At 59.1% G+C, this 20,520-nt stretch carries 15 protein-coding genes and 2 pseudogenes; 3 read left to right on the top strand and 14 right to left on the bottom strand.

What is annotated here, in order from left to right; genetic code table 11:
* Nucleotides 1–171: 171 nt before the first annotated feature.
* From ATI02_RS05855 to ATI02_RS05830, 6 genes are read right to left on the bottom strand one after another with little or no spacing between them, the layout of a single operon-like run.
* Entirely contained in the window at nt 172–1,914 is a 1,743-nt protein-coding gene (locus ATI02_RS05855) for an ABC transporter substrate-binding protein (RefSeq protein ID WP_042559890.1), read from the bottom strand.
* Between the two features lie 48 nt (nt 1,915–1,962).
* On the bottom strand, nt 1,963–2,235 hold the full coding sequence (locus tag ATI02_RS05850; protein ID WP_095189651.1) for a DUF2160 domain-containing protein: 273 nt from the start codon (nt 2,233–2,235) through the stop codon (nt 1,963–1,965).
* Between the two features lie 10 nt (nt 2,236–2,245).
* Nucleotides 2,246–3,046, bottom strand: a complete 801-nt coding sequence (locus ATI02_RS05845; RefSeq protein ID WP_100845718.1) for a carbohydrate ABC transporter permease — start codon at nt 3,044–3,046, stop codon at nt 2,246–2,248.
* 9 nt (nt 3,047–3,055) lie between these two features.
* The gene (locus ATI02_RS05840) at nt 3,056–3,922 is read right to left on the bottom strand and encodes a carbohydrate ABC transporter permease (RefSeq protein WP_095189650.1); all 867 of its coding nucleotides are present in this window, start codon (nt 3,920–3,922) and stop codon (nt 3,056–3,058) included.
* The gene (locus ATI02_RS05835; protein WP_100845717.1) at nt 3,919–5,028 is read right to left on the bottom strand and encodes an ABC transporter ATP-binding protein; all 1,110 of its coding nucleotides are present in this window, start codon (nt 5,026–5,028) and stop codon (nt 3,919–3,921) included. Before ATI02_RS05835 ends, ATI02_RS05840 begins: the two co-directional genes overlap by 4 nt.
* A complete protein-coding gene (locus ATI02_RS05830; protein ID WP_095189648.1) occupies nt 5,028–6,122 on the bottom strand; it encodes an ABC transporter ATP-binding protein in 1,095 nt (364 codons plus the stop codon). Before ATI02_RS05830 ends, ATI02_RS05835 begins: the two co-directional genes overlap by 1 nt.
* 382 nt (nt 6,123–6,504) lie before the next feature.
* Between ATI02_RS05830 and ATI02_RS05820 the strand changes: the two genes are divergently transcribed.
* Complete coding sequence (locus ATI02_RS05820; RefSeq protein ID WP_100845716.1) at nt 6,505–8,343, top strand: sigma-54-dependent Fis family transcriptional regulator; 1,839 nt, start codon at nt 6,505–6,507, stop codon at nt 8,341–8,343.
* A gap of 80 nt (nt 8,344–8,423) precedes the next feature.
* Here ATI02_RS05820 and ATI02_RS05815 read toward each other — a convergent pair whose 3' ends face one another.
* The 4 genes and pseudogenes from ATI02_RS05815 to ATI02_RS05800 all read right to left on the bottom strand — a co-directional run bounded on the left by ATI02_RS05815 (nt 8,424) and on the right by ATI02_RS05800 (nt 13,941).
* Nucleotides 8,424–9,671, bottom strand: a complete 1,248-nt coding sequence (locus ATI02_RS05815; RefSeq protein WP_095191982.1) for an IS256 family transposase — start codon at nt 9,669–9,671, stop codon at nt 8,424–8,426.
* 51 nt (nt 9,672–9,722) lie between these two features.
* Nucleotides 9,723–10,463: pseudogene (locus ATI02_RS05810) on the bottom strand (MFS transporter); the annotation flags it as partial.
* 373 nt (nt 10,464–10,836) lie between these two features.
* Nucleotides 10,837–12,219 carry a cysteine--tRNA ligase gene (gene cysS / locus ATI02_RS05805; RefSeq protein ID WP_100845715.1) on the bottom strand — a complete coding sequence of 461 codons (1,383 nt, stop codon included), beginning with the start codon at nt 12,217–12,219 and terminating at the stop codon, nt 10,837–10,839.
* Nucleotides 12,220–12,240: 21 nt separating this feature from the next.
* On the bottom strand, nt 12,241–13,941 hold the full coding sequence (locus tag ATI02_RS05800; protein WP_100845714.1) for a glutamine--tRNA ligase/YqeY domain fusion protein: 1,701 nt from the start codon (nt 13,939–13,941) through the stop codon (nt 12,241–12,243).
* Between the two features lie 251 nt (nt 13,942–14,192).
* Between ATI02_RS05800 and ATI02_RS05795 the strand changes: the two genes are divergently transcribed.
* Both ATI02_RS05795 and lpxH read left to right on the top strand, forming a co-directional pair.
* Nucleotides 14,193–14,699: a peptidylprolyl isomerase gene (locus ATI02_RS05795; protein WP_100845713.1), complete on the top strand. Its 507-nt coding sequence runs from the start codon at nt 14,193–14,195 to the stop codon at nt 14,697–14,699.
* Nucleotides 14,696–15,448, top strand: coding sequence for a UDP-2,3-diacylglucosamine diphosphatase (gene lpxH / locus ATI02_RS05790; protein WP_100845712.1), 753 nt, complete (start codon nt 14,696–14,698; stop codon nt 15,446–15,448). Before ATI02_RS05795 ends, lpxH begins: the two co-directional genes overlap by 4 nt.
* A 127-nt stretch (nt 15,449–15,575) precedes the next feature.
* On the opposite strand, the gene ATI02_RS05785 is transcribed toward lpxH, so the two are convergent.
* The 4 genes and pseudogenes from ATI02_RS05785 to ATI02_RS05765 all read right to left on the bottom strand — a co-directional run bounded on the left by ATI02_RS05785 (nt 15,576) and on the right by ATI02_RS05765 (nt 20,419).
* Nucleotides 15,576–17,105 (bottom strand): DHA2 family efflux MFS transporter permease subunit, encoded by a 1,530-nt coding sequence (locus ATI02_RS05785; RefSeq protein ID WP_100845711.1) that lies wholly within the window; start codon nt 17,103–17,105, stop codon nt 15,576–15,578.
* A gap of 155 nt (nt 17,106–17,260) precedes the next feature.
* Entirely contained in the window at nt 17,261–18,463 is a 1,203-nt protein-coding gene (locus ATI02_RS05775; protein ID WP_100845709.1) for an HlyD family secretion protein, read from the bottom strand.
* Nucleotides 18,464–18,478: 15 nt separating this feature from the next.
* Nucleotides 18,479–19,947 (bottom strand): annotated as a pseudogene (locus ATI02_RS05770) (efflux transporter outer membrane subunit).
* Complete coding sequence (locus ATI02_RS05765; RefSeq protein ID WP_095189882.1) at nt 19,937–20,419, bottom strand: MarR family winged helix-turn-helix transcriptional regulator; 483 nt, start codon at nt 20,417–20,419, stop codon at nt 19,937–19,939. The pseudogene ATI02_RS05770 and the gene ATI02_RS05765 overlap by 11 nt, the downstream one beginning before the upstream one ends.
* Nucleotides 20,420–20,520: the final 101 nt, after the last annotated feature.

Here is a 20,520-nt window from a genome sequence, read left to right as displayed (position 1 = left end):
GAATGTCAGACCGAATCGCTTGCAGGCAAGCTCCCACAGTGGTTTCGGGTGCACTCGGAATTTGTGAGTGACTCAGAAACCTGTGGGAGCTTGCCTGCAAGCGAAAGCGGTAGATCAGGCGCCAAAAAAAACGGCACCTCGCGGTGCCGTTTGCCTTTCACATTTCAGCGTTTACTTACGCGCATCCGCCCACGATTTCAGCAGTTCGTTGTAGCTCACCGTCTCACCCTTCGGCTTCTCATTCGCCAGTTTCGGTTTCGGTGCGCCCGGTTGATCAAACCAGTACTGAGCATCCCGCTCCGGGTTCATTTTTGGTGCGCAAGTGGCTTGGGCCTTGGAGCGTTCCAGACGCGTCATGATCGCGTCCTGATCTTTCGCCAAGCCATCCAGCGCCTGCTGTGGAGTTTTCTCGCCGCTCGCTGCTTCCGCGATATGGCTCCACCACAATTGCGCCAGACGCGGGTAGTCCGGCACGTTGGTGCCGGTAGGTGACCATTGCACGCGGGCCGGGCTGCGGTAGAACTCGACCAGACCACCGAGTTTCGGCGCCAGATCGGTCATGGCCTGCGAGTTGATGTCCGACTCGCGAATCGGTGTCAGACCGACAATGGTTTTTTTCAGCGAAACAGTTTTCGAGGTCACAAACTGCGCGTACAGCCACGCCGCGAGTTTCTGTTTCTCAGGCGTGGATTTCATGAACGTCCACGACCCCACATCCTGATAACCGAGCTTCATGCCCTCTTCCCAATACGGCCCTTTAGGCGACGGCGCCATGCGCCATTTCGGCGTGCCGTCGGCGTTGACCACCGGCAGGCCGGGTTTGGTCATGTCGGCGGTGAACGCGGTGTACCAGAAAATCTGTTGGGCGATGTTGCCTTGGGATGGCACCGGCCCCGACTCGGAGAAGGTCATGCCCGCCGCTTCCGGTGGCGCGTAGGCCTTGAGCCAATCGACGTATTTGGTGGTGGCAAACACTGCCGCCGGACCGTTGGTGTCGCCGCCGCGGGTCACGCTGGAACCGACCGGATGGCAGTCCTCGACGCGAATCCCCCACTCGTCCACCGGCAGACCGTTGGGCAGGCCTTTGTCGCCGCCACCGGCCATGGAGAACCAGGCATCGGTGAAGCGCCAGCCCAGCGACGGGTCTTTCTTGCCGTAGTCCATGTGCCCGTAAACACGTTTGCCGTCGATTTCCTTGACGTCTTCGCTGAAGAATTTGGCGATGTCTTCATAGGCTGACCAGTTCACCGGTACGCCCAATTCATAGCCGTACTTTTCCTTGAACTTGGCTTTCAGATCCGCCCGTTCGAACCAGTCGGCACGGAACCAGTAAAGGTTGGCGAATTGCTGGTCGGGCAGTTGGTAGATTTTGCCGTCCGGCGCCGTGGTAAACGAGATGCCGATGAAGTCCTTGAGATCGAGGGTCGGCGAGGTGAAGTTCTTGCCTTCGTTAGCCATCAGGTCGGTGATCGATTCGGTCTTGCCATAGCGAAAGTGCGTGCCGATCAGGTCCGAGTCGTTGACCCAGCCGTCGTAGATATTCTTGTCGGACTGCATCACCGTCTGCATTTTTTCCACCACGTCGCCTTCTTGCAGCAGGTCGTGGGTGAGCTTGATCCCGGTGATTTCAGTGAAGGCCTTGGCCAGCACCTTGGACTCATATTCATGGGTGGTCAGGGTTTCCGAAACCACCTTGATGTTCATGCCGCGAAACGGCTCGGCCGCCTTGATGAACCACTTCAATTCTTCCAGCTGCTGTTCGGCCGTCAGGGTCGACGGTTTGAATTCGCTGCCGATCCACTTTTTCGCGGCGTCTTCGTAGGCATCGGCCCAGGCAGATGCGCTCAAACCACTGAGTGCCAGCATGGCTGCCAATGAAATGCTATGTCGCAGCTTATTGTTTTTGTCGAACATAGAGACCTCCTGTTTAGGATTTCGGGGCACGATTGTCGAGCGACTCGACTAGCCCCAACGCATCACAGCCAACAGCCACACCAGGGACAACGCGGACGCGACCCAGATGCTCCAGTCGGTGGCGCCGATGACCAGCAAATGCAGGTAGGCGCTGCCGAGAAGACCGATAAACAAGCGATCGCCACGGGTGGTGGCAATCGGCAGAAAACCTCGCCGCAGAATGCTCGGCGAGCGCAATTCCCACGTGGTCATACCCGCCAGAATCAGGCCGATGACGATAAAGAATGCGGCTGTAGGTGTCGTCCAACTCATCCATTCCATCATCAGCTCCTCAGACCCGACCGAGGGCAAAGCCCTTGGCCACGTGATTGCGAACAAACCAGATCACCAGCATGCCCGGCAGAATGGTCAACACCCCCGCCGCCGCCAGCACGCCCCAGTCGATACCCGAAGCCGAGACCGTGCGCGTCATCACCGCCGCGATCGGCTTGGCGTTGACCGAGGTCAGCGTGCGCGCCAGCAGCAGCTCGACCCAGGAAAACATGAAGCAGAAAAACGCCGTGACGCCGATCCCGGAGCGGATCAACGGGATGAAAATCTTCACGAAGAACTTGGGAAAACTGTAGCCATCAATGTAGGCGGTTTCGTCGATTTCCTTCGGCACACCCGACATGAAGCCTTCCAGAATCCACACCGCCAACGGCACGTTGAACAGGCAGTGCGCCAGTGCCACGGCGATGTGCGTGTCGAACAGGCCAATCGACGAATACAGCTGGAAAAACGGCAGCAAAAACACCGCCGGCGGCGCCATGCGATTGGTTAGCAGCCAGAAGAACAAGTGCTTGTCGCCGAGAAAACGATAGCGGGAAAACGCATAGGCTGCCGGCAACGCCACACTCAGGGAAATCACCGTGTTCAGGCTGACGTAATACAGCGAGTTCAGATAACCGGTGTACCAACTGGGATCGGTGAAGATCACCTTGTAGTTCGCCAGCGTGAAATCCTGTGGGAAAAGCGTCAGGCCTCCGAGGATTTCGGTGTTGCTCTTGAAGGACATGTTCAGCAGCCAGTAGATCGGCACCAGCAGGAACAAGATGTAGACCAGCAACGGAATCAGCTTTCTTTTGCTCATGGCCGGGCCTCAGCGGTTGGCGTCGGAGTGCGTCATGGCGGTGTAGAACAGCCAGGACACCAACAGGATGATCAGGAAGTACACCAGCGAGAAAGCCGCTGCCGGACCGAGATCGAATTGGCCTACGGCCATTTGCGTCAACGTCTGACTCAAGAAGGTCGTGGCGTTACCCGGCCCGCCGCCGGTGAGCACGAACGGCTCGGTGTAGATCATGAAACTGTCCATGAAGCGCAGCATCACCGCGATCAGCAGCACGCTCTTCAACTTGGGCAACTGAATGTGGCGGAACACCGCCCAGGCCGAAGCCCGATCAATTCGCGCGGCCTGGTAATACACGTCGGGAATCGCCCGTAGCCCGGAGAAGCACAGCAGCGCCACCAATGAAGTCCAGTGCCAGACGTCCATCACCAGCACCGTGACCCAGGCGTCCATGGTGTTGGCCGCATAGTTGTAGCTGATGCCCATGGCATTAAGACTGGAACCGAGCAGGCCGATGTCAGCGCGGCCAAAGATCTGCCAAATGGTGCCAACCACGTTCCACGGAATCAGCAGCGGAATCGCCAGAATGATCAGTACCAGTGACGACCAGCGGCCCTTGGTCGGCATGGTCAGGGCGACGGCGATGCCCAGCGGGATTTCGATCAACAAGACGCAGGCCGAGTAGATGAACTGCCGTAGTAGCGAGTCGTGCAAACGCGGATCGAGCAGCACTTGCTTGTACCAGTCGGCACCGACGAAATAACGGCTGGACTGGTCGAAGATGTCCTGCACCGAATAGTTGACCACGGTCATCATCGGGATCACCGCACTGAACGCCACCAGCAGGAACACCGGCAACACCAGCCACCAGGCCTTGTTGTTCTGCACCTTGTTCATGGCTGCACCTCTTCGTCGGCTTCGAGCAGAAACTCATCGGCATAGACCATCAGCCACTGCGCCGGAAAACTGATGTAAGCGGTGCCCTGCGGCACCGGTTTGTCTTCCGCCAGACGCACTTTCAGCGGCGCGCCATCGAGGTCGAGGGTCATGATCTTGTAGGTGCCGAGGTCTTCGACGTGTACGACCCTGGCCTGCATCGCGTCGTCAAACGGCTCGTCCCACACGTGAATAAACTCGGGGCGGATACCGACCTTCAGATTTTTCCACTGGCCGTGTTCGATATACCGCTGCATGGCGTCGGACAACGGCAGGTGGGTCGAGGCGAAACCGACGCCGCCGGGCTGCGGCTGCACTTCGATCAGGTTCATGCCGGGGCTGCCGATGAAGTAGCCGACAAAGGTGTGGCTCGGCCGCTCAAACAATTCCCGTGGGGTGCCGAACTGAACGATCTGGCCGCCGTACATCACCGCGATCTTGTCGGCGAAGGTCGAGGCCTCCAGCTGATCGTGGGTGACGTAGACCATGGTGATGTTGAACTGCTCGTGGATCTGCTTGAGCTTGCGCCGCAGTTTCCACTTCAGGTGCGGATCGATCACCGTCAGCGGTTCATCGAAAAGGATTGCCGAGACATCGTCACGCACCAGACCACGACCCATGGAGACTTTCTGTTTCTCGTCGGCGGTGAGGTTGCGGGCCTTTTTGCTCAGCAGGTTTTGCAGGTCGAGGACCTCGGCAATTTCCTGCACCTTGCTGTGTACTTTCGCCTCGGCCATGCCCTGATTGCGCAGGGGAAACGCGAGGTTATCGAACACGGTCATGGTGTCGTACACCACCGGAAACTGGAAAACCTGAGCGATGTTGCGCTTCTCCGGCGAGAGGTCGTTGACCGCTTTGCCGTCGAACAACACATGACCCTGCGAGGGGCTGAGCAGGCCGGAAATGATGTTGAGCAAGGTCGACTTGCCGCAACCCGAAGGTCCAAGCAAGGCATAGGCGCCGCCCTGTTCCCAGACGTGATCCATTTCGCGGATCGCATAATCCTCCGCGCCGCCGGGGGTTTTGCTGTAGCTGTGGGCGAGGTGTTGCAAACGGATTTCGGCCATCAGGCAACCCTCGCGACGCGCCGGCCCGGTGCTTGCACCAGACGGCCCTGCGCATCGAAAACGAACAGTTTATGGGTCGGGATATAGATGCGGATCGGCGCATCGACGTCGTATTCGTGAACGCCAGGCAGGTGCAGCACCAGCAGAAAATGCTCGTTGCGCACGTGCAGGAAGGTTTCCGAACCGCTGATCTCGGCGACTTCGACGGTGACCGCCAATTCCAGATCGTCATCGTTGCTCGGCACCAGCGAGATATGGCTGGGGCGCACGCCGAAGCGGAACTCGCCCTCGCCCACCGGGCGCAGGTCAACGTTCAACGGGAAGTGGACGAAGTTGGCAAAACTGACTTCATTGCCGGCAATTCGCCCCGGCATCAGATTGATTGGCGGTTCGGAAAACAACTCGGCGGCCAGCACGGTTTGCGGCTGGTGGTAAACCGAGGTCGACGGGCCGCTCTGGATCACCCGGCCTTCGTGAAGAATGGTCGTGGTGCCGCCCAGCGCCAACGCTTCGTTGGGCTCGGTGGTGGCGTAAATCGCAATGGTGTGGCGCAGCTTGAACAGCTCGCGCATTTCCTGACGCAGTTCTTCGCGCAGTTTGTAGTCGAGGTTGACCAGCGGCTCGTCGAACAGGATCAGTTCGGCATCCTTGACCAGCGCCCGGGCCATGGCCGTGCGTTGCTGCTGTCCCCCGGAAAGTTCCAGCGGGTAGCGCTGCAGAAACTTCTCGATGCGCAGCATCTTCGCGGTTTCCTGCACTTTGCTGTGGATGATCTCTTTCGACACACCGGCCTGACGCAGGGGCGAGGCGATGTTCTCGAACACGGTCATCGTCGGGTAGTTGATGAACTGCTGATAGACCATCGACACGTTGCGCAACCGCACCGGACGTTGGGTGACGTCGACGCCGTTCATCAGGATGCGGCCGCTGTCGGGCTTGTCTAAACCTGCCATCAGGCGCATCAGGCTGGTCTTGCCGGACAAGGTGCGCCCGAGCAAAACGTTGAAGGAACCGGGTTCGAATTTCAGGCACGCATCGTCGATCCAGGTCTGGCCTTCGACGGTACGGCAGACGTGCTCCAGGGTGAGTGACATGGCTCGGCCTTTTTATTATTGGAGTCAAGCGACCTGTGCACGGGAGCGACATTCGTGCCAGAAATGGCAAGTGGTTGATTTGTCGTGAAAATCGTTGAAACAGTAGGGAAACGGCGTTCAGAGCTGAACACATTTGAACAGTTGGGCGATTGACAATGAACAATAGTGAACAACACTCTATGAACGCTTTTTGCCCGATCCTGAAGACGATACAGATCCCTGTGGGAGCGAGCCTGCTCGCGAAAGCGGTGTGTCAGTCGATGCAATTGTGTCTGATAGACCGCTTTCGCGAGCAGGCTCGCTCCCACATGGGGATCTGTGTTGTGTTCAAGAGATGGGTTCATAACAACAATAAAAATCGCCGCATCAGAGGCTGACCGCCATGGCCGCACCTGCCCCGCCGCTGTCCCACGACGCGATCATCCAGAGTTCCTGGCAACGCTGCCGCGCGTTTGGTCTCGACCATCAAAGCGCCCCGGCCTTCGATCAACTGCCCGCCGCCGGCATTGCGCAATTGCTCGACAGTCAGCACTCGCTGGTGCAGACCACCCACCAGGAAGTGCTGCCGTATTACGAGAACATCCTCAGTAATTCCAACTGCCTGATCATGCTCGCCGACCATCAGGGCCAGGTGCTGACGTCGTGGGGCACGCAGCGTTTTATCGAACCCAGTCTGGCCCGGGGGTTTCAGGCGGGTGCAAGCTGGATGGAACGCTGCAGTGGCACCAATGCCATCGGCACCGCGCTGGCCTGTGAGCAGGCGGTACACATTGAACACGATGAGCATTTCCTCAAGGCCAACCGCTTCATGACCGGTTCCGCCGCGCCGATTTTCGATGCCGAGCGCAAGGTCATCGCCGTGCTCGACGTGTCCAGCGACAGCTATCTACCGCCCTCGCACACCTTGGGCATGGTCAAGATGATGAGCCAGACCGTGGAGAACCGGCTGATCCTCAACCTGTTTCATGGCCAGCACTTTCAACTGACCTTCAACACCGGGTTGAACAACCTCGACAGCCAATGGGCCGGGTTGCTGATTTTCGATGAGAGTGGCCAGGTGCTGTCGGCCAATCGCCGCGCAGACAATCTGTTGGGCGTGCGCTTGTCGCGGGTCAGCGTTGAGAGCCTGTTCAAGGTGTCGTTGCTGGAGTTGATCAATCAGCCTGAAGGTTTGCCGTTCGCCTTGCAGACCTCCGGGCGTAACCGTTTTCAGTGTTTGCTGAAGCGGCCGAAACAGGCGTCGATTCAGGCGCGAGTGTTTACTGCTGAGCCTAAACCCGCCGTTTCAACAGGGATCAGTCTGAACACCCTGCACTTTGGCGACAGCCGTGTGGAAAAAGCGGTGCGCCAGGCTGAGCGCCTGTTGGAAAAAGACATTCCGCTGCTGATCCATGGTGAAACCGGGGTCGGCAAGGAAGTCTTCGTCAAAGCCCTGCATCAGGCCAGTTCGCGCAGCAAACAAGCGTTCATTGCCGTCAACTGTGCGGCGATCCCCGCCGAATTGGTGGAATCCGAGCTGTTCGGCTACGAGAAAGGCGCGTTTACCGGTGCTAACCAGAAAGGCAGCATCGGCCTGATTCGCAAAGCCGACAAAGGCACGCTGTTGCTCGATGAAATCGGTGACATGCCGCTGCCGACCCAAGCGCGGCTGTTGCGGGTTTTGCAGGAGCGTTGTGTGCAGCCGGTGGGCAGCAGTGAGCTGTTCCCGGTGGATCTGCGGATCATCTCGGCGACCAACCGCTCGCTACGGGAGCAGGTGCAATTGGGGCGGTTTCGCGAGGATTTGTATTACCGCATCGGTGGCTTGACCCTGGAGTTGCCGCCCTTGAGAGAGCGCAGTGACAAAGAGGCGCTGTTCAAACGGCTGTGGGAGCAGCATCGTGAACCGACGCAGTGGGCGGGGTTGAGTCGCGAAGTGTTGGAACTGTTCGATAAGCATCCATGGCCGGGGAATTTGCGTCAGGTCAGCAGCGTGATGCAGGTGGCGCTGGCGATGGCTGAGGAGCAACCGGTGCGGCCGGAGCATTTGCCGGATGATTTTTTTGTCGATCTGGAGATGGAGCCGGTGGAGAGCGTGCAGCCGCTGGGGCTGGATCTGAATGATGTTGAAGCCTTGAACCGGGAGTTGAAGGCGGCCGGGGGGAATATTTCGCACTTGGCGCGGCGGTTGGGGGTTAGTCGCAATACGCTTTATAAGCGGTTGCGGCAGATGGGCGGTTAACAGCGAAGATCAAAAGATCGGAGAGTGTCAGATTTTTTGTGTGCGGGCCGGTAATGGCCTGCCGTCAGGCAGGCCGGGTTTTACCAGGTCGGCCTGATAAATCGATCTCCGTACAGAATCGCAAATTGGTTCATCGCACTCTTCCAGTCATGAGCCGCCGAGCCCCAGTTTGCCGTGATGTTACGCAGCCCAAGCCAGATCAGCTTGGTCGCTGCGTCATCCGTCGGGAAGTGGCCCCGGGTCTTGATGATCTTGCGTAGCTGAGCGTTGATGCTTTCGATAGCGTTGGTCGTATAGATCACTTTTCGAATGGCAGGCGGGAAGACAAAAAATGGAATCACTCGATCCCAGGCTCGTCTCCAGGCCGCCACCACCGTTGGGTATTGCTTACCCCAAGGGCCATTTTCAAAGGCATCCAGTGCTTCCTCAGCCGCTTCTGCGTTGATGGCTTGATAGATCGGTTTTAGCGCCTTGGCCAGCTCACGGCGCTTGTCCCACGCCGCGTAATCGAGGCTGTTGCGGATCAAGTGGACGATGCATGTTTGCAGCGTTGTTGCCGGAAATACTGCGCTTAGCGCCTCTGGCATGCCTTTGAGACCGTCAGTCACGGCGATCAGCACGTCCTCTACGCCGCGGGTCTTGAGGTCGTTGAAGACCTTCATCCAGAACTTCGCACCCTCGGTGTTTTCGATCCAGATACCAAGAATATCGCGCGTTCCATCGGGTAAAACACCCAGCGCCAAGTAAATCGCCTTGTTGCGGACAAGGCCTTCTTCTCGGATCTTGACCCGCAGCGCATCGAAGAAAATGACTGGGTACATCGGCTCAAGCGGTCGCTGTTGCCACGCACCAATTTCCTCCATCACCTCGTGCGTGACTGAGCTGATGAAGTCATGGGAAACGTCCGTCCCGTATTGCTCAGAGAGGAAAGCGCGGATTTCTCGAACGGTCATGCCTCGGGCATACATGGCGATGATCTTGTCATCAAAACCGGTGTAACGCCGCTCATGCTTGGGGATCAGAATGGGGGCAAAACTGCCATCCCGATCACGGGGAATCTCCAGCCGCAGCGGGCCATCCCCCGTCAAAATCGTCTTGCCCGTTTTGCCATTGCGCTGGTTGGTTTCATCCTCTGGGCGCTGCGCGCCCGGCGGATACCCCAGGTGGTGACCGAGCTCGGCACTCAATGCTCGCTCAATCAAGGCCTTCTTGAAGGCCGCAGAAGCGTCTTCAATAGCCTCTGCGGTAATCAGCCCCTCACCGAACTCTTCGAGCAGCTCCTTGGGGATTTTTGGTAGGTCACGCAGGGGTTTCTTTTTGGTTGGCATACATGCACCTCTTACTCATGTTATGCCCGAACACAAAATTTCTGACACCCCCGACGCTGGCCAGCCTTGGGCATTGGCGAACGCCACAACGGCGACATCGATTGCTCCGCCAATGACCCCCATCGCCAACAACGCCAGCACGATGGTGCGAACGCCGGGAATCAGTAAAGTGGAACCGGTGTGGCTCTTGTGGCCCAAGACTACTTTCGGTTCGGTCTGGCGCTGCAGGAGAAACGCCGTCACCCCGATGGCCAACAGCGCCACCGCGACAAGCGGCCCGGCTTCGGCGAAAAAGCTCACACTCAAACCGATCGCCAGCGGCGGACCGATGATGTAAGCCAGTTCGGTCAGCACCGTATCCAGAGAGAACGCTGTGTGCAGCTGCGGTTTGCCACGAAACAGCTGCGACCAGCGAGCCCTGATCATCGACGGCATGCTCGGCATCGTTCCCGCCAGCGCGGCAAGCACGAAGAACAATGCGGCAGGAGCCCTCATGTAAACAGCGAAGATCAGCGCCAGCAGCATGACGATGCTGAAGGCGGTGACGATGGGCAGCACGCGACTCTGGCCATGCTGATCAACCCGTTTCGAGATGCGCGGGCCGAGCAGCGCATTGGCCAGGGTAAACGTGCCGGCGACGGCGCCGGCCAGCCAGTACACGCCTGTTTGCTGGACCAGCATGGTGATGATGCCAATGCCGATCATTGCCTGTGGCAATCGGGCAATGGAGCTCGCGAGCACTAGCCCGGTGGCACCGGGTGTCGTGAACAGTTCGCGATAGTGATTGGCCATGGTTCCTCCATTTATTCGTCGCTGAGCTGCATCCTGCTGAACGCGCTGCCGCCCATGTTGGCGGAGTCAGACATCAAGACCTACGCGTAGCGCAAAAGCAACCCCCTCACCCCAGCCCTCTCCCGAAGGGAGAGGGAGCCGACCGAGGTGTCTCGAGTCATCCATCGACCTGAAAAAACCAGTCGATTATGGATTCAAAGCAGCACGTTCAAGTCGGCGCATCTTTTAAACATCCCCCAATCAGTCCCCTCTCCCTCCGGGAGAGGGTTAGGGTGAGGGGCTCTTCTTCGTGACAGGTCGAAGGCTGCGATCTTTTGATTCTAAAAAACAAAAACCCGCACAAGGCGGGTTTTGTCTGTAACCGGTAAGGCGATCAGTCAGCCAGACGCCAGGTCGTGCCGCCCTTGCCATCTTCCAACACAACACCCATCGCGGTGAGCTGGTCACGAATACGGTCGGACTCAGCCCAGTCCTTACCGGCCCGTGCCGCCAGACGCGCCGCAATCAGCGCATCCACTTCAGCCGCATCGACACGCCCTTCAGCGCCCGCCTGCAAGAAGTCATCGGCTTCCAATTGCAACACACCCAGCACGCTGGCCAGCTCTTTCAGACGTGCAGCCAGACCGGCCGCTGCATTGAGATCGCTCTCACGCAGACGGTTGATCTCGCGAACCATCTCGAACAGCACCGCACAGGCTTCCGGCGTACCGAAGTCGTCGTTCATCACCGTGGTGAAACGCTCGACGAAGGCTTCGCCGCCGGCCGGCGCCACGTTCGGCAGGCCTTTCAACGCGTGGTAGAAACGCTCGAGTGCGCCTTTGGCGTCCTTGAGGTTGTCTTCCGAGTAGTTGATCGCACTGCGGTAGTGGCTCGACACCAGCAGGTAACGCACGACTTCCGGGTGGTACTTGTCGAGCACGTCGCGAATGGTGAAGAAGTTGTTCAAGGACTTGGACATCTTCTCGCCATTGATGCGGATCATGCCGCAATGCATCCACGCGTTGGCGTAGGTCTTGCCGGTGGCCGCTTCGCTCTGGGCGATTTCGTTTTCGTGGTGCGGGAATTCCAGATCGCTGCCGCCGCCATGAATGTCGAACGTCTCACCCAGGCAGCAGGTCGACATCACCGAGCACTCGATGTGCCAGCCCGGACGCCCGGCGCCCCACGGCGATTCCCAGCTCGGCTCGCCTGGCTTGACGCCTTTCCACAGCACGAAGTCCAGCGGATCTTCCTTCGCTTCGTCGACCTCGATCCGCGCACCAATGCGCAGGTCTTCGATCTTCTTGCGCGACAGCTTGCCGTAGCCCATGAACTTGCCGACGCGGTAGTACACGTCGCCATTGCCCGGGGCGTAGGCGTAGCCCTTGTCGATCAGGGTCTGGATCATCGCGTGCATGCCCGGAATGTGATCCGTGGCGCGCGGCTCCATGTCCGGCTTCTTGATGTTCAGGCGCGCTTCGTCTTCGTGCATCGCGGCGATCATGCGCTCGGTCAACGCTTCGAACGACTCGCCGTTCTCGTTGGCCCGGTTGATGATCTTGTCGTCGATGTCGGTGATGTTGCGCACGTAGGTCAGGTCGTAACCGCTGAACCGCAACCAGCGGGTCACCAGGTCGAACGCGACCATGCTGCGGCCGTGGCCGAGGTGGCAGTAGTCGTACACGGTCATCCCGCACACGTACATACGCACCTTGTTGCCATCCAGCGGTTTGAAGACTTCTTTGCTCTTGGTGAGCGTGTTGTAGATCGTCAGCACGTTAATTTCCTTGACGCTGAATCACTGGCCCCACGAATCTCGCAGGGTCACGGTACGGTTGAATACCGGCTGACCTGGTTTCGAGTCCTTGATATCCGCAACGAAGTAGCCTTCGCGCTCGAACTGGAAACGGTCTTCCGGCTGTGCATTGCCAAGCGATGGCTCAGCACGACAACCGGTCAGCACTTGCAGTGAGTCAGGGTTGATGTTGTCGAGGAAACTGGCGCTGTCTTCGGCCTTCTCAGGGTTGGCCGAGCGGAACAGGCGATCGTACAGACGCACTTCGCACTCGACGCTGGCAGCGGCCGGCACCCAGTGAACCACGCCTTTGACCTTGCGGCCTTCCGGGTTTTTACCGAGGGTGTCCGGATCGTACGAGCAACGCAGTTCGACGATGTTGCCGTCGGCGTCCTTGATCGCTTCGTCGGCACGGATCACGTAGCTGCCGCGCAGGCGCACTTCGCCGTTCGGCTCCAGGCGCTTGTAGCCCTTTGGCGGTTCTTCCATGAAGTCATCGCGGTCGATGTAGATTTCACGGGCGAACGGCAGCTTGCGCACGCCAAGTTCTTCTTTCTGCGGATGACGCGGCAGTTCGAGGTTCTCGACCTGGTCTTGCGGGTAGTTAGTGATCACGACTTTCAACGGACGCAGCACGCACATGGCGCGCGGGGCGTTCGCGTCCAGGTCCTGACGGATGCTGAACTCGAGCATGCCGAAATCGACTACGCCATCGGAACGGTTGGTGCCGATCATGTCGCAGAAGTTGCGGATCGAAGCCGGTGTGTAGCCACGGCGGCGGAAGCCCGACAGCGTGGACATGCGCGGATCGTCCCAGCCATTGACGTGCTTTTCATCGACCAGTTGCTTGAGCTTGCGCTTGCTGGTGATGGTGTAGTTGAGGTTCAGACGGCTGAACTCGTACTGACGCGGGTGCGCCGGCACTGGCAAGGCGTCGAGGAACCACTCGTACAGCGGACGATGGCTTTCGAATTCCAGGGTGCAGATCGAGTGGGTGATGCCTTCGATGGCGTCCGACTGACCGTGGGTGAAGTCGTAGTTCGGGTAGATGCACCACTTGTCACCGGTCTGGTGGTGATGGGCCTGGCGGATGCGGTACATGATCGGGTCGCGCAGGTTCATGTTCGGCGAGGCCATGTCGATCTTCGCGCGCAGCACGCGGGCGCCGTCCGGGAACTCACCGGCGCGCATGCGGGCGAACCAGTCGAGGTTCTCTTCAACCGAACGGTCGCGGAACGGGCTGTTCTTGCCCGGCTCGGTCAGGCTGCCACGGTATTCCTTGGCTTGCTCAGGGGTCAGGTCGTCGACGTAGGCCTTGCCAGCCTTGATCAACTCAACGGCCCAGTCGTGCAACTGGTCAAAATACTGCGAGGCGTAGCGCACTTCGCCGGACCATTCGAAGCCCAGCCATTTGACGTCGCTTTCGATCGCGTCGATGTATTCCTGGTCTTCCTTGGCCGGGTTGGTGTCGTCGAAACGCAGGTGCGTGACGCCGCCGAACTCCTGGGCCAAGCCGAAGTTCACGCAGATCGACTTGGCGTGGCCGATGTGCAGGTAGCCGTTGGGCTCAGGCGGGAAACGGGTGACGATCTGTGTGTGCTTGCCCGAGTCCAGGTCTGCCTGGATGATCGGCCGCAGGAAATTGACCGGCACGGCAGGGCCGGACTTGGCATTCGAGGTAGGGTCGACAGTGGGCTTGCTCATAGGATCCTTGACTTACATGTGCGCGGCCGCAGAGAGGGGCCAGACAAAACAAAGCCGCTATCATAGCCGATGCTGTCAAGGGGCTGACAGAGCAGGCCCTATAAAGGAGCGCATTTAATCACCAGGAATTGAAAAACAGCCTCGAAATTCGCGCCTGTCACGCTAAACTGCGCACCTTGGCCAAAGCAGGCTGAACCGGTTTTGGGGCTCAATGTCCGATAACCACGAATTCCTTATAAAGAGTAGCGATCATGACTCAAGTTAAATTGACCACCAATCATGGCGACATCGTCATCGAACTGAACGCTGACAAGGCGCCGATCACCGTCGCCAACTTCATCGAGTACGTTAACGCCGGTCACTACACCAACACCGTTTTCCACCGCGTCATCGGTAACTTCATGATCCAGGGCGGCGGTTTCGAGCCAGGCATGAAAGAAAAGAAAGACAAGCGTCCAAGCATCCAGAACGAAGCTGACAACGGTCTTTCCAACGACAAATACACCGTTGCCATGGCGCGCACCATGGAGCCGCATTCGGCTTCTGCGCAGTTCTTCATCAACGTTGCCGACAACACCTTCCTCAACCACAGCGGCAAGAACGTTCAGGGCTGGGGCTACGCCGTGTTCGGTAAAGTGACTGCCGGCACCGACGTTGTCGACAAGATCAAAGGTGTTTCGACCACTTCCAAGGCCGGCCATCAGGACGTACCAGCAGACGACGTGATCATCGAGAAAGCCGAGATCATCGAAGCGTGATATTGCTGATTTCAGACTTGCATCTGGAAGAGGAGCGCCCGGACATTACCCGGGCGTTTCTGGATTTGCTCGCCGGACGCGCCCGCTCGGCGAGTGCGTTGTACATTCTGGGCGACTTCTTCGAGGCGTGGATTGGCGACGATGCCATGACGCCCTTCCAGCGTTCCATCTGCCAGGCCCTGCGCGAATTGAGCGACAGCGGCACGGCCATTTTTCTGATGCACGGCAATCGCGACTTCCTGCTCGGCAAGGCCTTCTGCAAACAGGCCGGCTGCACGTTGTTGAAGGACCCGAGTGTCGTGCAGTTTTACGGCGAGCCGGTGCTGTTGATGCACGGCGACAGCCTGTGCACCCGCGACGTCGGCTATATGAAGCTGCGGCGTTATCTGCGTAATCCGATCACGCTGTTTATCCTGCGCAATCTGCCGCTCAGCAGCCGCCATAAACTGGCGCGCAAACTGCGCAGCGAGAGCAAGGCGCAGACGCGGATGAAGGCCAATGACATTGTCGATGTCACGCCGGAGGAGATTCCGCGGATCATGCAGGCGTTTGGCGTGAAAACCCTGATTCACGGGCACACCCATCGCCCGGCGATTCACAAGTTGCAGCTTGGTGAGCAAGCGGCGAAGCGGATTGTGCTGGGGGATTGGGATCGGCAGGGTTGGGCGTTGCAGGTGGATGAGAACGGCTATGCGTTAGCGCCGTTCGACTTCGCCCCGCCGCCAGCCCTGCCCGCCCCCGCTCCCTAAAGCTCAAACACAAAACCAATGTGGGAGCGGGCTTGCTCGCGAATGCGGTGGTTCAGTCGACATCTCTACTGAATGACACACCGCTTTCGCGAGCAAGCCCGCTCCCACTTTTTTGACCGCGTTTTACTCAGTGACCGCTGGCCGCCGGCCCGGCCTTGGCAGCAAACGGCGGCTTCGCCAGCCACACAATCAGAATCAACCCCATAAACCCCCACCCCAGCAACGTGAAGTAATCCACGGTGGAGAGCATGTACGCCTGACTCGTCAGGATCTGATCCATCTGCGCATAAGCCGAGTGACTCGCCCCGCCCAGTTGATTCAACGTCTCACGGGTGGCCGGCTCATAGGTGCTGATGCTCTCGCTCATGTACGCATGATGCTGGTCTGCCCGGCGGATCCAGATCCACGTGGTCAGCGACGCCGCGAAGCTGCCGCCCAATGTCCGCAGGAAAGTCGCCAGGCCCGCGCCGTCGGCAATCTGGCTCGGCGGCAAGTCCGACATCAGAATGCTCAAGGTCGGCATGAAGAACAGCGCCACGCCAATGCCCATGAACAGCTGCACCAGGGCGATGTGCTGGAAGTCCACTTCGTTGGTGAACCCGGCGCGCATGAAGCAGCTCAGGCCAATCGCCAGAAATGCCAGCCCCGCCAACAAACGTAGATCGAACTTGTTCGCGTACTTGCCGACAAACGGTGACAGCAGCACCGGCAGAATGCCGATTGGCGCCACGGCCAGACCCGCCCAGGTTGCGGTGTAGCCCATTTGCGTTTGCAGCCACTGCGGCAGGATCAGGTTGATGCCGAAGAACCCGGCATAACCCAACACCAGCACCAGTGTGCCGATACGGAAATTGCGGTGGGCGAACAAACGCAGATTTACCACCGGGTGCTGATCGGTCATTTCCCAGATCACGAACACCGCCAGCGCGATCCCCGAAATCGCTGCGCCAATGATGATGAAGTTCGATTCGAACCAGTCCAGATCATTGCCCTTGTCGAGGATCACCTGCAACGCGCCGACGCCAATGATCAGCGTGATCAGACCGACGTAGTCCATCGGCTGACGGCTGGTTTCCACCGGACGTTTGGCCAGTTGTGAACGCAACACCATCACCGCAAAGATGCCAATCGGCACGTTGATGAAGAAGATCCACGGCCAACTGTAACTGTCAGTGATCCAGCCTCCGAGAATGGGGCCTGCAATCGGCGCAACCACCGTGACCATGGCCAGCAACGCCAAAGCCATCCCCCGTTTCGCGGGGGGATACACGGCGATCAACAGGGTTTGCGTCATCGGGTACAGCGGCCCGGCCACCAGGCCTTGCAGCACGCGAAAGCCGATCAGCTCGGGCATCGAGGTCGAGATACCGCAGAGAAACGAGGCCAGCACAAACAAAATCGTGGCCCAGAGAAACAGCTTCACCTCACCGAAGCGCCGGCTCAACCAACCAGTCAACGGCAGCGCAATCGCGTTGCTCACGGCAAACGAGGTGATCACCCAGGTGCCCTGCTCCGAACTCACCCCAAGGTTGCCGGAAATCGTCGGCAACGCCACGTTGGCGATGGTGGTGTCGAGCACTTGCATGAACGTCGCCAGCGACAGGCCGATAGTGCTGAGCAACAGGCTGGGCGGCGTGAAAGAGGCGTTATTGCTCATTGTGAATCCTATGGAACCTGATTAGCGCCGCATCTGTTACAGATGCAACTGCCCTTTGTGGGAGCGAGCCTGCTCGCGAAAGCGGTGTGTCAGACCACTTCTATGTTGAATGTCAGGCAGCATTCGCGAGCAGGCTCGCTCCCACAGGGAAAGATTCAGCGTTGCGCGGTTTTGCTGGCCGCAGCGCTGTTGTCGTGGATCAGCTGGGCGATCATCGCGTCGGCTTCGGCCAGTTGACGGTCATAGACGTTGGTGCTGAACGACGCTTTTTGCGGCGGCTGCTGAGCCAACACAGGGCCGCTCTGGTCATGCAGATTGACCTCGACGTTGGTCGACAGACCGACGCGCAACGGATGCTTGGCCAGTTCTTCGGCGTTGATGTGAATGCGCACCGGCACACGCTGAACAATCTTGATCCAGTTACCGGTGGCGTTCTGCGCAGGCAGCAGGGCAAACGCACTGCCGGTGCCGGCGCCGAGGCTGTCGACGGTGCCGCTGTATTTCAAGTCGCTGCCGTAGATGTCGGATTCGATATCGACCGGCTGACCGATGCGCATGTCACGCAGTTGGGTTTCCTTGAAGTTGGCGTCGATCCACAGTTGATCCAGTGGAATCACCGCCATCAGCGCAGTACCCGGTTGCACACGCTGACCGAGCTGCACGGTGCGTTTGGCCACATAGCCGGTGACCGGCGCGATCAAGGTGCTGCGCGCATTGGTCAGGTAGGCCTGACGCAGATCCGCAGCAGCCGACATCACGTCCGGGTGCGACGACACCACGGTGTCGTCGACCAGTGCGCTGGTGGTTTTCAGCTGTTGTTTGGCATTGGCCAGGGCGTTTTGCGCCGAGGTCAGGTCATCGCGAGCGTGGGACAGTTCTTCTTGGGAAATCGCCCCGCCCTGCGCCAGGTTTTTCCGGCGGTTGTAATTGTCCTGCGCCTTCTGCACTTCGGCCTGTTGCGCGTTGACCTGGGCTTTCATGCCATCAACGTTGCTGTACAAGCCACGCACTTGACGCACGGTGCGCGCCAGTTTCGCTTTGGCACTTTGCAGGCCGACTTCAGCGTCGTTCGGGTCGAAGTTAATCAACACCTGACCTTCGTGAACCAGATCACCATCGTCGGCACCGATGCTGACCACGGTGCCGGTGACCAACGGGGTGATTTCGACGACGTTGCCGTTGACGTAGGCGTCGTCGGTGCTTTCGTTAAAGCGCCCGATGAATTCGTGATAAGCCCAGACGCCCGCACACGCGAGGAGGACGATAACGGTCAGCGCCAGCAGCATCACTTTGCGTTTGCGCGGATTGCCGGTGTCGGGGGTGTTGTCTTGAGCTTGAGTGTTTTCGGCAGTGGCCATGACAAATACCTTGAATTAGTTGTGCGACGTGGCTGGGGTGGCGTTGGCTGCGGTCAGGGTCTGCCCCTGAAAGCCGCCGCCCAGCGCTTGCATCAGTTGAATCGACAGGTCGATCTGCTCGGCATTGAGGGTGGCCAGTTGGCGCTGGGCCTGGAGCAATTGCTGCTCGATGCTGAGCACGTCCAGGTAGTTGCCGATGCCGGAACCGTAACGCTGGACGACGGTGTTGTAAGAATCCTGAGCAATGTCGGTGGCGTGTTGCTGCGCGCCGATCTGCCGGCCGATGTCACGCAACTGGTTGATCGTGTCGCTGACATCGCCCAGTGCTTTCACCAGACTTTTGTTGTACTGCGCCACCGCCAGATCGTAATCGGCGTCGCGCGCATCGAGGTTGGCGCGCAAGCGACCGCCATCGAAGATCGGCACCGAAATGGTCGGGCAATGTTGAAGAAGCGACTGGCCGAACCGAACATCGCATCACCCAACAGGGACTCGGCACCGGCCGAGGCCGTGAGGTTCAGGTTCGGATAGAACCGGGTTTTCGCCGAGTCGATGTCTTTGCTCGCCGCTTCTACACGCCAGCGCGCGGCGACCAGATCAGGGCGACGACCGAGCAGTTCTGCCGGCAGCACCGACGGTACGGCCACGGCGCTGGCCTGCAGCACTTTCGGCCGGGCGATTTCATTGCCGCGATCCGGGCCTTTGCCGAGCAACACGGCCAAGGCGATTTTCGCGCTGTTCAAGCGTTTTTCCGCATCGATCAGGCTGGCTTCGGAGCTGGCTTCCAGGCTCTGGGTTTGCTGGAACTGATACTGGCTGTCGATCCCCGAGCTCAAGCGACGCTGGCTCAAATCGAGCATTTGCCTGGTGCGCTTGAGGTCTTCGTTCGCGAGGTCATAAACGATGTGCGCCTGACCAAGATCGCTGTAAGCGCGAGCGACGTCGGCGGCGAGGGTCAGCTGTGCAGCCTGACGATCGACTTCGGCCGCACGGGCCTGACCGAGTGCGGCTTCCCAGGCATCACGCTGGCCGCCCCACAGATCGAAGTTGTAATTGAAGCCGGCACTGACATTACGCACGGTGGCGTAGGCATCGCCCTGCCCTCGCGGATCCTGATCCTTGGCCAGGCGCGAACGGCTGATACCGGCGCTGGCGTCTAGGGTCGGATAACGCGCGGCATCGGCGGCATACGCGGCGGCGCTGGCCTGATGGGCGCGGGCTGCGGCGATCTGCATGTCCGGGTTGTCGTGCAGGGCTTCGCGGATCAAGCCGTCGAGTTGCGGATCGCCGAGGCTGGTCCACCAGTCGCTTTTCGGCCACGCGGCCGACGACAGGGTCACGCCGTTCAGCGACTGGCCGACTTTCAGGCTTTGCGCATCAAGGTTCTGGCCTTGGGTGTCGAGGCCGCTGTAGTTGGCGCAACCGGCAAGGATCATTGCCGACAGCACCAGGGTCAGGCTGCTGCGCAAGGTTTTACCGCTCATTGTGTTCACCTAAGCGCTGGATGGTGATTGGGTCACCGGCTGCCAGCAGAATTTTCTTGAGGATGTATTCCAGGGTCTTCAACTCGTCCGGAGTGACGGCGCCGGCCAGTTCATTCATCGCATCGGCGCCGATGTGCGGCAGGCGATCGGCCAGTTGCTGGCCCTGTTCGGTCAGTTTCAGTTGCACCTGACGGCGATCGCCTTCGCTGCGGTGGCGAGCCAGAAAGCCCTTCTGCTCCAGACGATCGAGCATGCGCGTCATCGAACCGCTGTCCAGCGACAGGTGCCGGCACAGTTCGGCCGGAGTGTCGACGCCGAACTGGGCCATGATGATCAACACCTTGAACTGCGCGGCGGTGATGCCGTGGGGTTCCATGTGGGTGTCGATGATCCGGTCCTTGAGCAGCGCAGCACGGCCCAGCAACAGGCCGAGATGGCAGTGTTTGAATTCGTCCGGGGTGAAATGCTTCATTTGCTCACCTAATAACTGCCTAGGCAGTGAATGTATGTCGAGATGTTACTGCCTAGGCAGCGAATGTCAACGTAATAGTTAGGTGGCTTTGCAATTAGTTG

Origin of the sequence: Pseudomonas baetica, from assembly GCF_002813455.1 — a bacterium.
Taxonomy (GTDB): domain Bacteria; phylum Pseudomonadota; class Gammaproteobacteria; order Pseudomonadales; family Pseudomonadaceae; genus Aquipseudomonas; species Aquipseudomonas baetica.
Note: the sequence above shows the minus strand (reverse complement) of the source record. Positions and strands in the feature narration are given on the sequence as shown.

Excerpts from the sequence above, each read along its gene's own strand:
- ATI02_RS05855 (WP_042559890.1), bottom strand. The coding sequence starts at position 1,914 with ATGTTCGACAAAAACAATAAGCTGCGACATAGCATTTCATTGGCAGCC.
- ATI02_RS05850 (WP_095189651.1), bottom strand. The coding sequence starts at position 2,235 with ATGGAATGGATGAGTTGGACGACACCTACAGCCGCATTCTTTATCGTC.
- ATI02_RS05845 (WP_100845718.1), bottom strand. The coding sequence starts at position 3,046 with ATGAGCAAAAGAAAGCTGATTCCGTTGCTGGTCTACATCTTGTTCCTG.
- ATI02_RS05840 (WP_095189650.1), bottom strand. The coding sequence starts at position 3,922 with ATGAACAAGGTGCAGAACAACAAGGCCTGGTGGCTGGTGTTGCCGGTG.
- ATI02_RS05835 (WP_100845717.1), bottom strand. The coding sequence starts at position 5,028 with ATGGCCGAAATCCGTTTGCAACACCTCGCCCACAGCTACAGCAAAACC.
- ATI02_RS05830 (WP_095189648.1), bottom strand. The coding sequence starts at position 6,122 with ATGTCACTCACCCTGGAGCACGTCTGCCGTACCGTCGAAGGCCAGACC.
- ATI02_RS05820 (WP_100845716.1), top strand. The coding sequence starts at position 6,505 with ATGGCCGCACCTGCCCCGCCGCTGTCCCACGACGCGATCATCCAGAGT.
- ATI02_RS05815 (WP_095191982.1), bottom strand. The coding sequence starts at position 9,671 with ATGCCAACCAAAAAGAAACCCCTGCGTGACCTACCAAAAATCCCCAAG.
- ATI02_RS05800 (WP_100845714.1), bottom strand. The coding sequence starts at position 13,941 with ATGAGCAAGCCCACTGTCGACCCTACCTCGAATGCCAAGTCCGGCCCT.
- ATI02_RS05795 (WP_100845713.1), top strand. The coding sequence starts at position 14,193 with ATGACTCAAGTTAAATTGACCACCAATCATGGCGACATCGTCATCGAA.
- ATI02_RS05785 (WP_100845711.1), bottom strand. The coding sequence starts at position 17,105 with ATGAGCAATAACGCCTCTTTCACGCCGCCCAGCCTGTTGCTCAGCACT.
- ATI02_RS05775 (WP_100845709.1), bottom strand. The coding sequence starts at position 18,463 with ATGGCCACTGCCGAAAACACTCAAGCTCAAGACAACACCCCCGACACC.
- ATI02_RS05765 (WP_095189882.1), bottom strand. The coding sequence starts at position 20,419 with ATGAAGCATTTCACCCCGGACGAATTCAAACACTGCCATCTCGGCCTG.